Here is a 17,023-nt window from a genome sequence, read left to right as displayed (position 1 = left end):
CGAGAAGGGGTCTCAGCGGGCGGGCCAGCCGTGGGACTTCAATAGGGTTGCGGCGTCGGCGGATTGGCGGACACCGGCCGCGTAGGCGGGGGCCAGGGCGGCGGGGTTGAAGACGTCGGCGCCGATGGCGGCGATGGCTTCGGTGTCCGGGACCAGCGACACCGTGGTGGCCTCGCCCAGCTCGCTGTCGGCGGGCAGGTGAGAGAACATGTGCGCCAGCGGTTCCACGATGACGATCACCTCCGCGCCCGCGGCCAGGTCGGCGTTGATCGGGGAGCCGATGCCGCCGTCGATGTAGTGGCGGCCCTGAATCGGGATCGGCGGGAACACGCCGGGCACCGAGGTGCTCGACGCCAGCGCCTGCGCCAGCGACGCCGCCCCGTCACGGGTCCATCCCTGCCGGGCCCCGGTGGTGATGTCGACGGCGGTGACCACCAGATCCCGCGGCGGCCACTGCGAGGTCCCGATCAGCGCGGCCATGCGCGCGACATGGTCGCCGGGGTCGCCCGCCTCGGCCGCCAGCGCCAACTCCCCCACCTTGCGCCGCGCCTGCGCCAGATCCAGCGCCGGCTCCCGCAGCGGAGCGAACATCTGCGCGAACGACACCCGCGGCGACACCGCCGGCGCCCGATCCGAGGCCGGTCGCAGTAGCCGCCCGAGATCCCCGTCCCCGGCCAGCACCGCCGCCACCACGGCCCCGGCGGAGGTGCCGACGAACCGGTCGGCCACCCGCAGATCCACCCCGGCCGCATCCAGTCCGCTCACCAGCCCCGCCAACCACGACAACCCGACCGCCCCACCCCCGCCCAGCACCAACGCGGTCCGAAAACGTTTGGGCGACACCGCAGCACACATAGCCCTCACCCTACCGATCCCGCCACCGCGCCCGGATGCCGCCCGAAATCCCGGGCCCACCACCCCTGTCGCGTGCCGGCCCGGGCCGACGTCGCTACTCTCACACACCGATCGAAGCGCGCCGCGAACGGGACCGTACGGGCTATGACGGTGCCGATGGTGCCCGGTGAGGCGGTGGCGGCGCTGCTCGCACGCGGCGGCACACGACCCTTGCCTCGGCTGGGCGCGAGCCGAGGACCGGTGTGCGGGTGCGGTATCAGCGGCCCTTCCAGATCGGGGGGCGTTTCTGTGCGAAGGCCAGCATGCCTTCGGCGGCGTCCTGGGAGGACAGCGCTGTCGCGGCCAGTTCGCCCTGGCGGGTGAAGGCTTCGGCGGTCGACCAGTCCGGGGATCGGTCGATGATGCGTTTGCTGGCGAGGATGCTCAACGGGGCGTTGGCCGCGATGCGGGCGGCCAGTTCCAGGGCGGCGTCGAGGGCGTGGCCGGGTGCGACGACCTGGTTGACCAGACCCAGTTCGGCGGCGCGGGTGGCGGTGATCGGGTCGCCGGTCAGCGCCAGCTCCATCGCGACGGCGCGCGGCAGCCGCTGCGCCAGCCGCAGCACACCGCCGCCGACGGCGACCAGCCCGCGTTTGACCTCCGGGATCCCGAAGGTCGAATCCTGGGCGGCGACCACCAGATCCGCCGACAGCGCCAGCTCGCATCCCCCGGCCAGCGCCGGGCCCTCCACCGCCGCGATCAACGGTTTGCCCGGCGGTTTCGCGGCGATGCCCAGCGGGCCGCGGCCCTCGGTGATCGGCACCTCCCCGCGCGCGGCGGCCTTCAAATCCATTCCGGCACTGAAATATCCGCCCGCGCCGGTGAGGATCGCCACCTGCGCGGCCGGATCGGCGTCGAAGGCGTCCAACGCGCGTTCGATGCCTACCGCCGCGGCCAGGTTCAGGGCGTTGCGCACCTGCGGCCGGTTCACGGTGATGATCGTGACCGGTCCGCGCCGCTGCACCAGCACCGGCGGTGGCGGCGGTGCGGGCAGGGCGACCGGTTCGCTGCCCTCGAGGCGGATCGCGGTGCCGGTGACGGTGACCGGCAGGCCCAGCAGATCGCGTTCCAGGCAGGCGGTGAGGGTGCCGGAATCGGTGCTGCGCAGCAGGATTCGGTCACCGGCCGGGGCGATCAGGCTCAGCACCGCTGCCTCGGGCCGTCCGTCGCGGGTGTAGGGGACGGTGTAGGCCTCCACCACCGCGGGTCCGTCGTAGCTGCTGCGCGCCGGGCGGGCGGGCGGATGCTCGATGATCGGGGTCAGATGCCGGTACGGGTGCTGCGGCGGGACAGTGGAATACACGCCCAGGGCGTGTTTGGTGACATACCAGCCCAGTGAGGTGGCCAGCCCGTAGCTGCCCGGGTCGGCCCGTAGCCGTTGCACCAGGCTCGCCACCGCGTGCCCGCCGTAGTTGTTGCCCGGCCCGCCGCCGAAGGTGAGCCCGCCGGTCACCGACAGCGGCCGCGCCGGATCGTCGAGGGGCAAACCCAGTTCGTGGGCCGCGATCTGCACCGCCACCGGGAAACACGCATACAGGTCCACATGCGTCAGGTCTTCGGCGCCGATGCCGGTGTGCGCGAGCGCGGCCGCGCCCAGGGTGCGGATCGCCGGGGACGCGGCCAGTTCGGCGCGTTCGCTGGTGAACCATTCGTCGTGCCCGGAGGCTCCGGCGTGGATGAACACCCACCGGTCCTGGGCGATCCCTGCCGCGTCGGCGGCCGCGGCGCTGCACAGCACGAGGCCGCTGGCCATGTCCACGGCCAGATTCGCGCATTCGAGTTTGGTGTAGGGGGTCGACACCATCCGGTTGTCCGGTGTGGCCGTCGCGATCTCGTCGGCATCGAATTGCTGGGGTTGCCAGGCGTATTCGTTGGTGGCCGCGACCGCCGAGAGCCGCGACCACAGTGCGGCGACCGCTTTGGCGTGCTCGTCGATGCCGCGGTGCAGCCGGTGCCGGTTCGCCGACTCCAGCAGCGCATACATGTTGATCGGCGCGATCAGCCCGGCGGCGGTCTCGGCGGCGTTGTTGGCCGGTTTGTCGATGCCCACGGTGCGTGTCGGTGCGGTCTGCGGGGGCTGCTCGGGCCATGCCGGGGTGCGGCCGTCGCGTTGGGCGGCGGCCTGGGTGGCGCCCGCCTCGGCGCCGGTCACCAGTACCACCTCGTAGTCTCCGGCCGCGATCGCCGCGGCGGCCTCGTTGATCACCAGTTGGCCGCCGTCGCCGCCGAACGGGCTCGACTGCACCGTGTCCACGGTGCCCGCGCCCACGCGTTCGGCGACCGCGGCCCCCAGGTCGCGGTACTGCCACGACGTGCACGCCACCGCGAACACCGCCTCGGCGTGGCGCAGCAGCGATCGGCCGGGCCCGGCGTCGTCGGCGGCGCGCCGCAGTGCCCGCGCGGCGAGTTCGGCGGGGTCGGCGGCCGGGTCGGGGGTGCGCTGCACGATCTGCCCCACCCCGACCAGCACCGGGGTGCGGGGGTCGAGGTCGCGTCCGGTGCCGTGGTGGCGCACCGGGGTGCGTGCGGTGCGGGTGCGGATCGGCCCGGCCGCCGCGATCGCGCCGGGCAGCCGTGCCAGCGACTCGCGCATCGCCTCGCCCAGGCTGCGCGCCACCGAACCACCCAGCGGGCCTTCGATGGGCGGGCCCGACACTCCGGCGTCGAAGCTGACGGTGGTGTGGGATCCGGTGCCCGACACCGTGATCCAATACCCCAGCCGCACCTGCTGCGGTGCCTGCCCGCGCAGGGCGAATCCGGTGGCGCCGACCTCGGTCACCGTCCAGTCGATGTCCACCGGCAGGCCCATGACCTGCGCCTGCTGGGTGAAGCTCGCGCCGGTCCGCACCGGGCCGGGTGGGGTGCCGCGGAAACCGGTGTGCACGGTGAACCATTCTCCGAGCCGGTCCAGATCGCACAGATACGCCCACACCGTCTCGCGCGGCTGGTCCACCGGCTGGCTGGCGTGCGCGGTCTTGGTGTAGTCGCGCAACCCGGCGGGCAGCACGCGGTCGGCGGTCTGGGCGGCGTGCGGCAGGTGTGGTCCGGTGTCGCCCAGCAGCCCGGCCACCAGGTCCCGCGCGAGGCGCGGATCCTTGCCCACCGCCTGCAGCAGGGTGCTACCGGCGCGAATCTGTTTGCCTATCGCGCGAATCCGATCACCACCGGGCACAGGCGACACGGCCCACCTCCTCCACGAGTATGAGACCATTAGATGGCCAATAGTCTCGCCCGTCAAGGGCGGGGCGTCGTCCGAGGAGGTGAGCCGATGACCCGACCGGGTGCGCCGTTGCCGAACCTGCTGCACCGCGCCGCCGGACGCGCCTTCGACGGTGCGCAGCCCGCCGACGCCACCGACGCCCGCATCCTCGACGCCGCGGTGGTCGTGCTCGCCCGGCGCGGCACCCGCGCGGCCACCATGGCCGAGGTCGCCGCCGCGGCCGGAGTCGGGCGCGCCACCGTGTTCCGCCGCTTCGCCGGCAAGGACGAGCTGTTCGAACGCGCGCTGACCCGCGAGATCACCGCCCTGCTCGACACCCTCGCCGCGGCCCTGCGCAGCATCGACGACCCCGCCGAACAGGTCGCCACCGGATTCGCGATCTGCCTGGGCCTGCACCGTCACCCGCTGCTGCGCGAGGCCGACCCCGCCCACCGCAGCGAACTGTTCGACGCTCTCACCCACGGCGACCCGTCCCCGATCGCCTTGGCGCACACCGGTGTCCGCGCCCACATCGCCCACGCCCAGTCCACCGGCCGGCTTCCCCCCGGCGACCCCGACGCCCAAGCCGACGCCCTGGTCCACGTCACCCTCGGCTACCTGCTGGCCCCCAGCCTCGCCGTCGACCTCACCGACCCCACCGCCCTGTCCCACCTCGCCCGAGTCGCCATCGCCCCCATCCTCACCGGCGTCCCCACCGGCGACTGATCCGCCCGGCGGGCGGAGGTCAGAGGCGGATGCCCAGGAGGGCGTCGATCGCCTCGGTGATCAGGGTGGGGGCCGAGGGGTCCGGGCCGCCGTAGTCGAGGGCCTGCTGGGCCCAGTTGTCGAGGGCGGCAAGGGCTTTGGGGGTGTCGAGGTCGTCGGCCAGGTGCTGGCGCAGTCGGGCCAGGGTGTCCTCGGCGGCCGGGCCCGACGCCAGGGCCGTGGCCCGGCGCCAGCGCGACAGCCGCGCGAGGGCCTGCTCGAGGACGGTGTCCGACCACTCCCGATCCCGGCGGTAGTGCCCGGCGAACAGGCCCAGCCGGATCGCGGCCGGATCCACCTGGGCCGCACGCAGTTTCGACACGAACACCAGATTGCCGCGCGATTTGGACATCTTCTCCCCGTCCAGCGCGATCAACCCGGCATGCACGTAGTGGCGGGCGAAGCGGCGGTGCGCCACCACCGCCTCGGCGTGCGCGGCCGAATATTCGTGATGCGGGTAGATCAGATCGCTGCCGCCGCCCTGAATGTCGAATTCGGGCCCGATGCGGTTCAACGCGATCGCCGCGCACTCGATGTGCCAGCCCGGCCGACCCGCCCCGAACGGCGCCGGCCACGACGGCTCACCCGGGCGCGCCGCACGCCACAGCAGCGCATCGATCGGATCCCGCTTGCCCGGCCGGTCCGGATCACCGCCGCGCTCGGCGAACAACTGCTCCATCGTGGACCGGTCGTAGCCCGATTCGTAGCCGAACTGCTCGGTGGCGTCGTGGCGGAAGTAGATGTCGGGGAACTGCGCGTCGTCGACCACATACGCCGCGCCCGAGGCCAGCAGCTTGTCCACCAATTCCACGACCTCGCCGACCGATTCGATCGCGCCCACGTAGTCGCGCGGCGGCAGCACCCGCAGCGCGGCCATATCCTCGCGATACAGCGCGATCTCGCGTGACCCCAGCTCCCGCCAGTCCACCCCGTCGCGGCTGGCGCGTTCGAACAGCGGATCGTCGACGTCGGTGACGTTCTGCACGTAATGCACCCGATGCCCGCCGTCGCGCAGCACCCGATTGACCAGATCGAAGGTCAGATAGGTGGCGGCATGCCCGAGATGGGTGGCGTCGTAGGGGGTGATGCCGCACACGTACATGGTGGCGGTGGCGCCCGCGGCCACCGGACGCACCTGCCGGTCGGCGGTGTCGAACAACCGCAACGGCGGTCCGGATCCGGGGAGGGTCGGGACGGCGATTTCGGACCAGGACTGCATGATTCGAGGGTAAAGGTGTGATCGAGCCACACCCGCGCCGCCCCCGCTCACCGGTGGTTTACGACACGTTCTCCCACCGGGTGCCACCTGCATCGACGCAGCGCATGGGCAAAGTCAACAGTTGCAATCTCACAGCGCGCAATAGGCGGGTGTGCGGTCAGAACGCCGGCCACGGGATCGGGCGCGCGGTCACCGGCAGCGGCATCACCGGGTCGTCGAGCAGCCGCCGCCCCCGCCGGCCCAGCGCCTCGATCTCCGCGTCGGTCAGATGGTCGGCCAGCGCGTCGCCGACCTCGCCGGGCAGCGCCTTGACCAAGGCGGCGATATCGCCGAGCAGATGGTCGGCCACCGGTTCGCCCGCCCACCCCCACAGCACGGTGCGCAGCTTCGGTTCGGCGTGCAGGCAGATCCCGTGATCGACCCCGTACACGCCGCCGTCGACGCCCTCGAGGGCATGCCCGCCCTTGCGGTCGGCGTTGTTGAGCAGCACATCCAGCACCGCCATGCGCTGCAGGCGCGGATCGTCGGCATGCACCAGCGACACCTCCGCACCGTTGCCGTCCAGCGCGCGCAGCACCTCCCGGAACCCGTCGGGCACCGCGCCCGCGGGCACCAGATCCACCAGGTCGAGCCGGTCACCGCGCACGCTGTGGTGGTCGGCCGATTCCACCCACCGCTGCACCATGCCCGGCCCCAGCGGGCCCTCGCGCAGGATGGTTTCCGGAATCACCGCCCAGCCCAGCGCCTGCGAGATCAGATACGAGGCCACCTCACGCCCGGCCAGGGTGCCGTCGGGAAAATCCCACAGCGGCCGTTCCCCGCGGATCGGTTTGTACACCACGCGCACCCCGGTCTCGGCGGCCGGTTCGCGCACCCGGCCGTCGGTGTCGATCTCGCAGACCAGGGTGAGGTTGCTGGCGGTGCTCACGCGGCCGATGATCGACAGCTCACCGGTGTAGAACCCGTCGGGGGTGTCGTCGCCGGTCGCGGTCACCGGGTCAGTCCTCGAGCCCGGCCGCGCCGAAGATGTCGCCGCGCTTGTAGCCGTTGGTGCGCACACACATGTGCCCCTTGGGTGAGAGCGGTTCCCCGCACAGCGGGCACGGCGGGCGCCCGGCCGCGATCACCCGCGCCGACCGCAGCGCGAACTCCCGCGCCTGCGAGGGGGTCAGGAACACGCGCACCGCGTCGGGGCCCTCCTCGGTGTCGTCGAGCACCACCGACTCGTCGACCTCGGTTTCGGTGATCGCCAGCAGTTCCACCACCACCGCGCCGGCGTCGGCGTCCCAGCCCAGACCCATTGTGCCGACCCGGAATTCGGCGTCGATGGGGGTCTGCAGCGGTCCGGTGTCGTTGACCTCGGCCGGCTGCGGGGGCACCTCGGCCCCGAACCGGCGCGCCACCTCGTCCAGTAGCAGACCCATCCGGTCGGCCAGCACCTTCACCTGCTGCTTTTCCAGCAGCACGCTCACCACCCGCGGCTCCTGCACAGCCTGCAGATAGAAGGCGCGATCGCCTGGTTCACCGACGGTTCCGGCGACGAAACGATCGGGGGTGCGAAAAACATGGATTGCTCGGGCCATCTGCACCTCCTGAAACCGACTGCACTATTCACTACCCGAATCGGGGTGTTGCGCATTCCCATTATCCGTATCCGCGGCCGCACCCACCTCGCCGCCGGGCACGGGGCCCGCCCGCTGCTCCGATCGTTGCTCAATAGTTGCCGCCAGGGCGGACAGATCGGCCCCGGTGTCGTTTACCCGCCAGACATACGGGGCGGTCGGGGTGTACCGGACCACGCTGATCGAGGCCGGTTCCACCACGATGCGCTGGAAACCGTCCAGATGGATACCGAATGCGTCGGCCAGTATCGACTTGATCACATCGCCGTGTGTGCACGCCACCCACAGCACATCGCGGCCGTGTTGCTGGGCAAAGCGGGCGTCGTGGGCGCGGATGGCGGCCACGGCCCGGTGCTGCACCTGCGCCAGGCCCTCCCCGGCGGGGAACACCGCACCCGAGGCGTGGCGCTGCACCACCTTCCACAGCGGCTCGGCGACCAGCTCCGACAGCGGGCGACCGGTCCAGTCGCCGTAGTCGACCTCGATCAGCGCCTGGTCGGGTTCGGGGCCCAGGCCCAGCTTGTCGGCCAGCGGGGCGATGGTGCAGGCGCAGCGCTGCAGGGGGGAATGCACGATGTGCTCGATCGGCAACGCGCCCAACCGCTGTGCCAGTGCCTGGGCCTGCTCGCGCCCGCGGTCGGTGAGATCGACCCCCGGACTGCGGCCGGCCAGGGTGTGGGCGGTGTTGGAGGCCGACACCCCGTGCCGCAGCAGGATCACCGTCATGCCCCCAGCGTAGGCGATCATGGCCCCCGCGCCACCGCCTCGCTACCGCACCCCCACCGCCGCGCGCTCGGCTGGTCCCGATCACCCCGCCCCGCACCGCATTTGCCGGGACACGCCCGAGGCCTCGGCGCCGCCGCGGCCGATGTGCCCTGCCCCGCACCGCTTTCTCCGCTGCGGCAACCGACCGGTCCGGCGGTTCGGCGGGGCTTGGCCGGTTCCGAAGCAGTTGGGGCCCTAGGCTCTTTACCTGTGACGGAAGTGTGGGCACGGTGATGGAACAACGAGCGGTCGGGCGCAGCGGCCTACGGGTGTCGCGGATAGGGCTGGCCACCCACACCTGGGGTAAGGAAACCGACGCCGAGGCCGCGGCGGTGCAGTTGGTGGCGTTCGTGGAGGCCGGGGGCACCCTGGTCGACACCTCGCCCGCCTATCACGGCGGGGCCGCCCAGCGCATCCTCGGCGGGCTGATCGACGAACTGGTGCCCCGCGACGACCTGGTGCTCAGCGGCTGCGCCGGGCTGGTGCCGGTGCCCGCGGTCACCGACCCGGCCGGGACCCCGGCCACCGACATCCACTGGACCGTGGACGCGTCGCGGCGCACCCTGATGCGCCAACTCGACCGCACCCTGGCCGAATTGGGCACCGACTACCTCGACATCTGGAGTGTGGCGGCCTGGGATCCGCACACCCCGCTCGCCGAGATCGCCGCCACCCTCGAGCATGCGGTGCGCTCGGGCCGGGTCCGCTACGCCGGGGTGCGCGGGCTCAACGCCTGGCAGCTGGCCACCTTGGCCTCGGCCGCGCCCGTGACCGCCGCGCAAACCCCCTATTCGCTGCTGGCGCGCGGCGCCGAACGCGATATCGTGCCCGCCGCCGCCCACCACGGGGTCGGCCTGATCGCAACCACCGCCCTGGCCGGTGGCATCCTCACCGGCAAATACCGCGACGGCGTGCCCGCCGACTCGCGTGGCGCCGACGAGGCCACCGCCGCCGAGATCCGCGCCCGCCTCGACGACCACGCCACCCGCGTCGTCGACGCCCTCGTCACCGCCGCCGACGGCCTGGGCACCTCCCCGCTGGCAGTGGCGCTGGCCTGGATCCGCGACCGCCCCAGCGTAGCCAGCCTGATCGTCGGCGCCCGCGACATGGGTCAGCTCACCGGCGTGCTGGCCGCCGAAACCCTCGAACTGCCCCGCGCCATCGCCGCCGCCCTCGACGACGTCAGCCGCGTGTGACGCACAGCCGCACCCGACACGCCGGAGGGCGGCGGAACACGCTGCGCCGCAAGGGGTTTGTGTCGCCATGACGGCGTAGGGTGTGCCTACCTCCAGCCGAGGGGCGGTGGATCTTGTGGTCCGGACATCGCGCCCAGGAGGGAGGTGGTGGGAATGGCGAAACATCGCCGGGATGAGAAAACCCCGGTCAACTACGGCACCCTGTGCAGTGCCGCCGTAGTCGCCGGGGTCATCTTCTACGTGGTCCGCCGAGTGTGGCGGGCTAGGTAGACCACCAAGGCGGGGCGTCGGCCACTATCCGGCGTCCCGCCGCTCGGCATCACTTGCGTGACAAGCCAACTGTACCCGCGAGGCGCGGGTCACGTCGATCACCGGTCGTGTCGGGAGTTTTGGCTGGTATGCGCGTGCGGGTGTGGTGTTCGCGACGACCGGGCGGGTCGGCGACACCGGTCGTGCGGCACCTCTTAGGCTTGCCTGCATGAGCTGTGTCGACCCTGTCCGATCGAACCGCGTTCCCCGCACTCGGTCGGCGGTCCGAGTTCTTGTCGCGGTGCTGGGGTTGACGCTGGTCGCGGGCGTGACCGCGTGCGGGCCCTCCGGCGACACCGGCGGTTCCGGGCAGCGCGGGCCCGCCACCGCGACGCTCACCGACCTGAATCCGGTGCCGATCGGGCCCGAACCCACCCCGGTGCTGCCGGTGACCGTGCACTCGTTCGACGGCTCCGACGTGACCGTCACCGACACCAGCCGCATCATCGCCGTCGACCGCTACGGCACCCTCGCCCAGACGGTGTGGGCGCTGGGCCTGGGGGCGAAGCTGGTCGGACGCTCCTCCTCGGCGGCGTTCCCGGCCGTGCAGCACGTCACCAACGTTGCCGGCGGCAACGGCAGCATCAGCGTGGAAGCCGTTGCCGCGCAACGGCCCACCCTGTTCCTCACCGACACCGTCAGCGCCACCCCCGCGATGCGTGACCAGCTGCGGGCGCTGGGCATCCCCGTCGTCTACTTCGACCCGCAGCGCACCATGGACGGGGTGGTCCCGCAGATCGAGGCCGTCGCCGCCGCGCTCGGCGTCGCAGACCAGGGCCGCAAACTGGCCCAGCGCACCCGCGAGGAGATCGCCGCCGCCTCCGCCGCGGTGCCCAAGCAGAATCCGCCGCTGAAGATCGCCTTCGTGTATCTGCGCTCCACCGCCATCACCTTCATCGGCGGACCCGGCTCGGGTGCGGACTCGCTGATCACCGCCCTGGGCGGTGTCGACGCCGGCACCGCGGCCGGACTGCACGAACCGTTCGTCCCCATCACCAGCGAAGCCATGATCAGCGCCGCCCCCGACGCCTTCCTGGTGATGACCGACGGCCTGCAATCCGTCGGCGGCACCGACGGCCTGGCCAAGATCCCCGGCGTCGCCCAGACCCCCGCGGGCCGCAACAAGCGCGTCGTCGACATGTCCGATGCGGTCCTGCTCAGCTTCGGCCCCAACACCGGCCGCGTCCTGACCGCCCTCACCAAGGCCTTCTACGGCCAGCCCGCATGACCGACCCCACCCGCGCCACCAGCACCCCCCACCCACCCGCGGACACCCCCGATCCGCCCGCCCCGGACGCCGCGAAACCCGCAGCCCCCGAGGATGGTTCGCCGACTACCAGCGACTCGCACGCGCATCCGGCCTCGCGTAACGCGGGAGCCGTTGCGCGCGAGGGCGATTCGTCGGAGCACCTCGATGCGGCAGCAGCGGCGGACGCCACACACGCCATCGATCCTCTCGGGACGAGCGGCCGAACGACGCCGGGTGTGGCCCGCCCGCAGTCGAACTCGGTACCGGAGACGGCAGCGGCGGGTGTTCCGCGGGTGGGTGACGGACCCGGCCCGGACGGTCGGCGCGAGGCGGTCCTGGCGCGCCGGCGGTGGTCGCGGGTGGCGGTTGTGGTCGCGGTGTCGGTGGTGGTGTTGGTGGGGTTGGCGGTGTATTCGGCGGCGGTGGGGCAGGTGCCGACGACGCCGCTCGAGGTGGCCGGCAGTGTGTTTCACAGGATCGGGCTCGATTGGGGGCCGATGCCGCACCACCCCGCCGGGGATGTGACGTTGTGGCAGGTGCGGTTTCCGCGGGTGGTGCTGGCCATGCTGGTGGGGGCCGCACTGGCCACCGCGGGCGCATTGCTGCAGGGGGTGTTCGCCAATCCGCTGGCCGAACCCGGTGTGATCGGGGTGTCTGCGGGGGCGGCCGTGGGTGCGGGGGCGGTCATCGTGATGGGCGGTGCGTTCGCGGCGGTGTGGTCGGTGGCCGGGGGCGCGTTCGTGGCGGGGCTGGGCACCACGCTGCTGGTGTATGTGCTGTCGCGGTCGGGCGGCCGCACCGAGACGGTGACGCTGGTGCTGACCGGTGTCGCGGTCAACGCCTTCGCCGGTGGGGTGCTGTCGTATCTGCTGTTCGTCGCCTCACCGGCGGCGCGCGATCAGATCGTGTTCTGGCAGCTGGGCAGCCTCAACGGCGCCACCTGGCAGGCGGTGGGCGTGGTGGCGCCGCTGACCGCGCTGGGTGTGGCCGCGGCGGTGCTGCTGGCGTGGCGGCTGGATCTGCTGGCCCTCGGCGATTCGGCGGCCCGGCATCTGGGTGTGGACGTGGAACGATTGCGGCGCAATGTGATTCTGGTGGTCGCGGTGCTGACCACCGCCGGGGTCGCCTTCACCGGTGTCATCCTGTTCGTGGGGCTGATCGTGCCGCACGTGGTGCGCATGCTGGTCGGCCCCGCCCACCGGGTGCTCATCCCGCTGTCGGCGATCGTCGGGGCCATCGTGCTGTTGGCCGCCGACGTCGGCGCCCGCACCCTGGTCGCCAACGCCGACCTCCCCCTGGGCATGCTCACCTCCCTCGTCGGCGGCCCCTTCTTCTTCTGGCTCCTGCGTCGCACCCGCGCCCGCTCGGGAGGCTGGGCATGAACCCCACCACTCCGGCTGACGCCGAACCCCTCGCACACTCGCCGCGCCCCGCATATCGTCCGTCCGTTCCTGCAGCCCGGAGCGTGGCGTGGCGCCCATGTTTCCGCCCGTCCGCCGAAAGGCATGCGGGCGGTGCCCGCTCGACGGGGTATCAGTGTCCCGGTGCGGCCACAGGGTTGCGGTACGTCGAAGCGGCAGTTCGGCGCGGTGGTCCCGCACTGGCGACAGTGCCGGGCCGGACGCGAATGCCGTGGGTCGGAGGTGGGTGGTGAGCAGTCTGAGGCGGGGATTGACGCGGGTGTTCGCGCGCGATCACGGGATTCCGCAGCGGCCGCGGGCCGGGGCGGTGACGTTGCGGGCGCGCGGTGTCGGTGTCGATCGCGGCAGTGCGCGGCGCGTGCTCGACGGGGTCGATATCGACGTGGTGGCCGGGCAGATTCTGGCGCTGGTCGGGCCCAACGGTGCGGGCAAGTCCACGCTGCTGGCCGCGCTGGCGGGAGAACTCGAACTCGCCGCCGGCACCGTGGAACTCGACGGGCGCTCGATCGAGCAGTGGGCGCCGGTGGATATGGCGCGGCGGCGGGCGGTGCTGCCGCAGAACCATGTGGTCGGGTTTCCCTTCACCGCCCGCGAGGTCGTCACCATGGGCCGCGCCCCCTGGGCCCGCACCGAGCGCCAGGACCACGACGAGGCCGCCGTCGCCGCGGCCATGGCCGCCACCGACGTGGAACACCTTGCGGCCCGGCCGTTTCCGGTGCTGTCGGGAGGTGAGCGTGCCCGCGTCGCGCTCGCGCGCGTGCTGGCCCAGGACACTCCGACGCTGCTGCTGGACGAACCGACCGCCGCCCTGGACCTCGGCCACCAGGAACAGGTGCTGGCCCTGACCCGCCGCCGCGCCGCCGAGGGGGCCGCGGTCGTGGTGGTCCTGCACGACCTCGGTGTGGCCGCCGCCTACGCCGACCGCATCGCGGTCCTGCAATCCGGGCGCCTGGTCGCCGCGGGCCCACCGCGGCAGGTCCTCACCACCGAGCTGCTGACCCGCGTCTACCAGCACCCCGTGGAGGTCCTCGACCACCCCGTCACCGGCGCCCAACTGGTCCTGCCGGTGCGCGGCTGAGCACGCGCCGGACGACTCGGCGTCGGGTCGACGGGGACGGCCGATGCGGCAGGTGCCCTACTCGTCGTCCTCGTCCGGACGGGCGTGGTCGGGTTTACCGGGCGTCGGGTCACGGTTCAGGTCGATCAGGGGATGCACCCCGGCCCCCTCGGGCGCCGCATGCTTGCCCTGGCCGGTCGTCTGCTGAGGTTCTCCGGGATTCGTCACGGCCCTTAGGTTAACGGGGCTTGGCACCGTCGCCGCCGAACCACGCCCGGGCACACCAGCTCCGGCCGCTCGCCCGCCGCGCCCGCCGACCCGTCGCCAGCCGTTCCGATCGTCCTGCGCGGCAACATCATTCGCCGCTTCGGTCGACCCGCAGACCGCACGGCGCCGCCGGTGGTCACGAACCGACTGTTCGACACATCACATTCGCTGCCCGACCCGCATCCGCATCGCGATACCGACCTGCGTCGCGTGCCGGGGCGACCGATCCCTCCCGAAGCCGCACTGCCACGGCCGAAACCGCGCGGCCGACACCGGTCGCGGATCCGCGGATCTGCCGAATCACCGTGGCGCGGACTATGTTCGGCACATGACCCACCCGCTGTTGTTCCTGCTGGCCGCCGCCACCCTGATCGCGATTCCGGGCCCCAATCACCTCTACATCACCGCCCGCAGCATCGCCGAGGGCCGCCGCGCGGGTGTCGCATCGGCGCTGGGCGTGGAGACCGCCACCCTGGTGCATGTCGTCGCCGCGGCCGCGGGCCTGTCGGCGCTGATCGCGGCCTCGGCCACCGCCTTCGGGGTGCTGCGCTACCTGGGTGCGGCGTATCTGCTGTATCTGGCCTACCGCACCCTGCGCGGCGGCGACGGCGACGACGGGCCGGTGCGCTCGCCGCGCCCGCTGCGGCGGGTGTATGTGGACGGGGTGCTGATCAACCTGTTCAACCCGAAGGTGGTGCTGTTCTTCCTGGCGTTCCTGCCGCAGTTCGTCGACCAGCAGGCGGGCCGGGTGCCGCTGCAGATCGCGGTCATGGGCGCGGTGACCGCCCTGATCGGTGTCGTCTCCGACCTGGGGTATGTGCTGGCGGCCGGGACCGTCGGCGGCTGGCTGCGGGCCCGCCCGGTGTTTCGCCGCCGCCAGCGCTACGCCACCGGCCTGATCTATCTGACGCTCGGCGCGATCGCCGCCTTCGCCGCCCCCGAACCCCGCCGCGCCGGCTGATCACGCCACACCAGTTTCAGCACCGCCGGGGTGAGCAGCATGCGAATCACGGTGGCGTCCAGCACCAGTGCGGCGATCATGCCGTAGGCGATGTATTTCATCAACACCAGATCCGAGAATCCGAACGCGCCGGTGACCACGATGAGAATCGCCGCCGCCGAGGTGATGACGCCGCCGGTGTGGGCGATGCCGTAGCGGATCGCCTCGGCCGGTGCCGCCCCGCCCGCGCGGGCCTCGGCCATGCGGGACTGCAGAAACACCTCGTAGTCGGTGGACAGCCCGAACAGCACCGTCACGATCAGCACCAGCACCGCGAACATCAACGGCTGCGGGGTGAAATGAAACAGTCCCGCCCCGTGTCCCTGCACGAAGATCCAGGTCAGGATGCCCAGCGTGGCGCCCAGTGACAGCGTGCTCATCACCACCGCCTTCACCGCCAGCACCAGCGACCGAAACGCCGCATACATCAACGCGATCGCCGCGGTCACCAGGATCGCCGCCAGCAGCGGCAGCCCTGCGATGAGCCCGTGGATGGCGTCCCGCTCCAGCGCCGGAACCCCCGCCACCATCACCTGCACCCCGTCCGGTTCGGGGATCGCCCGCAGCGCCGCGATCGCGTCGTCGGCACGGCGTTTGTCCACCAGCCCCGTGGAGAGCACGTTGATGCCGTCGGTGGTCGGCGCAGCCGCCTCGAACGGCCCGGTCAGCCCGGGGGCGAAATTGGCCTGGAACCGGATGTCGGACAACTGCTGGGCATTCGCGCCCACCACCACCAGTTTCAGCGGTTCGGTGCGGAAGGACGGGAACAGCTCGTCGAAGCGTTCCTGCGCCACCCGCGCCGGATTGTCGGCGGCCAGGTACCGTTCGCTCAATCCGCCGAATTCGATGTGGCGGAACGGAATCAGCAACGCCAGCAGCCCCAGCACCACCGGCACGATCACCCGCGCGGGCCGGCGCATCGCGAAGATCGCCAGCTTGGAGAAGAATCCGCGGTCGATCTGCTCGGCGGTGCGGATACTGGCGAAGCGGTGCCAGCCCCACAGATCGATGCGCCGCCCCACGATCGACAACGCCGCCGGCAGCGCGGTCACCGACAGCAGCGCCGCCAGCAGCACCGAACTGATCCCGCCGTAGGGTACCGACCGCAGCACCCCGTTGGGGTAGATGAACAACGCCCCCAGGCTGACAGCGATGATCGCCGCCGAGAACAACACCGTGCGTCCCGCGGTGGCGACCGTGCGTGCGGTCGCCTCTTCCACGCTGACCCCGCCCGCCAGCTCCTCCCGGAACCGGGTCACCGCGAACAACCCGTAGTCGATGGCCAGCCCGAGGCTCACCAAGGTCACCACCGCGCTGGCGAACACGTTGACCTCGATGTGGTCGCTGAGCAGCCGCATGATGCCCTGGCTGCCCAGGATCGTCATGCCGCCGATCAGCACCGGCAACAGCGCCCCCACCACCCCGCCGAACACGAAATACAGCAGCACCGCCACGATCGGCAACGCGATCAGCTCGGCGCGGTGGATATCGTGCTGCATGCCGATATTGATGCCCTCCACCACCGGCTGCAGCCCCGCCAATTGCACGGTGGTGCCGCCCGGTCCGCGTCCCGGCGCCCCCGCGCCCAGCTCGTCCTTGATCGCCAGATAGTTGTTCACCGTCTCGGTGTCGGCGCCGCGCAACCCGATGCTGGCGAAGGCGTGGGTGCGCGAGGCGTCGGCGAACTGGCCCATCATCGGGCCGTCGAAATAGCTGTCGACCTTCTGGATCCGGTCGGGGTAGCGGGCGCGCAGCCGCGCCAGCGCCGCGGTCACCGCCGCACGCACCGGCGGGTCGTCGACGGTGGTGCCGGGCGCGGCGGTGTAGAGGACGATGACGTCGGCGTCGCGGTCGCGTCCGAAGGTGGCGTCGGCCAGTTTCGAGGCCACCACCGATTCGCTGTGCTCGTCGAACCAGCCGCCCTGGGTCAGCCGCGATCCCAGATCGCGCCCGTAGAGACCCGAACAGGCCACGACCACAAGGAACACCAGAAACACCAGGTAGCGGTGGCGGTGGACGAACCGGCCCCACCGCAGGGTCTGCGACTGCATCATGGGCAG

General features: G+C 71.9%; 14 protein-coding genes. 6 read left to right on the top strand and 8 right to left on the bottom strand.

Translation table 11 applies throughout. From position 1 onward, the window contains the following. Positions 1–12: 12 nt before the first annotated feature. Entirely contained in the window at positions 13–855 is an 843-nt protein-coding gene (locus IU452_RS07670) for a patatin-like phospholipase family protein (protein WP_195108169.1), read from the bottom strand. Between the two features lie 256 nt (positions 856–1,111). Further along, positions 1,112–4,075, bottom strand: a complete 2,964-nt coding sequence (locus IU452_RS07665; RefSeq protein ID WP_324192487.1) for a crotonase/enoyl-CoA hydratase family protein — start codon at positions 4,073–4,075, stop codon at positions 1,112–1,114. An 87-nt stretch (positions 4,076–4,162) separates the two neighbouring features. Between IU452_RS07665 and IU452_RS07660 the strand changes: the two genes are divergently transcribed. Further along, positions 4,163–4,819, top strand: coding sequence for a TetR family transcriptional regulator (locus IU452_RS07660; RefSeq protein ID WP_195108167.1), 657 nt, complete (start codon positions 4,163–4,165; stop codon positions 4,817–4,819). Positions 4,820–4,838: 19 nt separating this feature from the next. Here IU452_RS07660 and mshC read toward each other — a convergent pair whose 3' ends face one another. From mshC to IU452_RS07640, 4 genes are all read right to left on the bottom strand, one after another. Further along, positions 4,839–6,077 carry a cysteine--1-D-myo-inosityl 2-amino-2-deoxy-alpha-D-glucopyranoside ligase gene (gene mshC, locus IU452_RS07655; protein ID WP_195108166.1) on the bottom strand — a complete coding sequence of 413 codons (1,239 nt, stop codon included), beginning with the start codon at positions 6,075–6,077 and terminating at the stop codon, positions 4,839–4,841. A gap of 157 nt (positions 6,078–6,234) precedes the next feature. Next, entirely contained in the window at positions 6,235–7,071 is an 837-nt protein-coding gene (locus IU452_RS07650; protein ID WP_195108165.1) for an SCO1664 family protein, read from the bottom strand. Between the two features lie 4 nt (positions 7,072–7,075). Further along, positions 7,076–7,660 carry a DUF3090 domain-containing protein gene (locus tag IU452_RS07645; RefSeq protein WP_195108164.1) on the bottom strand — a complete coding sequence of 195 codons (585 nt, stop codon included), beginning with the start codon at positions 7,658–7,660 and terminating at the stop codon, positions 7,076–7,078. A 24-nt stretch (positions 7,661–7,684) separates the two neighbouring features. Then, positions 7,685–8,425 (bottom strand): histidine phosphatase family protein, encoded by a 741-nt coding sequence (locus IU452_RS07640; RefSeq protein WP_195108163.1) that lies wholly within the window; start codon positions 8,423–8,425, stop codon positions 7,685–7,687. A gap of 272 nt (positions 8,426–8,697) precedes the next feature. Here IU452_RS07640 and IU452_RS07635 point away from each other — a divergent pair, with 272 nt between their 5' ends. From IU452_RS07635 to IU452_RS07620, 4 genes are all read left to right on the top strand, one after another. Further along, entirely contained in the window at positions 8,698–9,660 is a 963-nt protein-coding gene (locus IU452_RS07635; protein ID WP_195108316.1) for an aldo/keto reductase, read from the top strand. Positions 9,661–10,138: 478 nt separating this feature from the next. Next, on the top strand, positions 10,139–11,197 hold the full coding sequence (locus IU452_RS07630) for a heme/hemin ABC transporter substrate-binding protein (protein ID WP_195108162.1): 1,059 nt from the start codon (positions 10,139–10,141) through the stop codon (positions 11,195–11,197). 356 nt (positions 11,198–11,553) lie between these two features. Further along, positions 11,554–12,600 carry a FecCD family ABC transporter permease gene (locus IU452_RS07625; protein WP_228817018.1) on the top strand — a complete coding sequence of 349 codons (1,047 nt, stop codon included), beginning with the start codon at positions 11,554–11,556 and terminating at the stop codon, positions 12,598–12,600. Between the two features lie 268 nt (positions 12,601–12,868). Beyond that, complete coding sequence (locus tag IU452_RS07620) at positions 12,869–13,717, top strand: heme ABC transporter ATP-binding protein (RefSeq protein ID WP_416382281.1); 849 nt, start codon at positions 12,869–12,871, stop codon at positions 13,715–13,717. Positions 13,718–13,774: 57 nt separating this feature from the next. Here the strand turns inward: IU452_RS07620 and IU452_RS07615 are convergent, their stop codons facing one another. Continuing rightward, positions 13,775–13,924: a hypothetical protein gene (locus IU452_RS07615; RefSeq protein WP_195108161.1), complete on the bottom strand. Its 150-nt coding sequence runs from the start codon at positions 13,922–13,924 to the stop codon at positions 13,775–13,777. A 367-nt stretch (positions 13,925–14,291) separates the two neighbouring features. Between IU452_RS07615 and IU452_RS07610 the strand changes: the two genes are divergently transcribed. Next, on the top strand, positions 14,292–14,924 hold the full coding sequence (locus IU452_RS07610) for a LysE family translocator (RefSeq protein ID WP_195108160.1): 633 nt from the start codon (positions 14,292–14,294) through the stop codon (positions 14,922–14,924). Here IU452_RS07610 and IU452_RS07605 read toward each other — a convergent pair. Next, on the bottom strand, positions 14,864–17,014 hold the full coding sequence (locus IU452_RS07605; RefSeq protein WP_228816724.1) for an MMPL family transporter: 2,151 nt from the start codon (positions 17,012–17,014) through the stop codon (positions 14,864–14,866). The two genes, IU452_RS07610 and IU452_RS07605, sit on opposite strands and share 61 nt — an antisense overlap. Between the last annotated feature and the right edge of the window lie 9 nt (positions 17,015–17,023).

The organism is Nocardia transvalensis, from assembly GCF_015477765.1.
GTDB lineage: Bacteria > Actinomycetota > Actinomycetes > Mycobacteriales > Mycobacteriaceae > Nocardia > Nocardia transvalensis_A.
The sequence above is the reverse complement of the archived record's forward strand: the minus strand, read 5'-3'. Positions and strand labels throughout refer to the sequence as shown.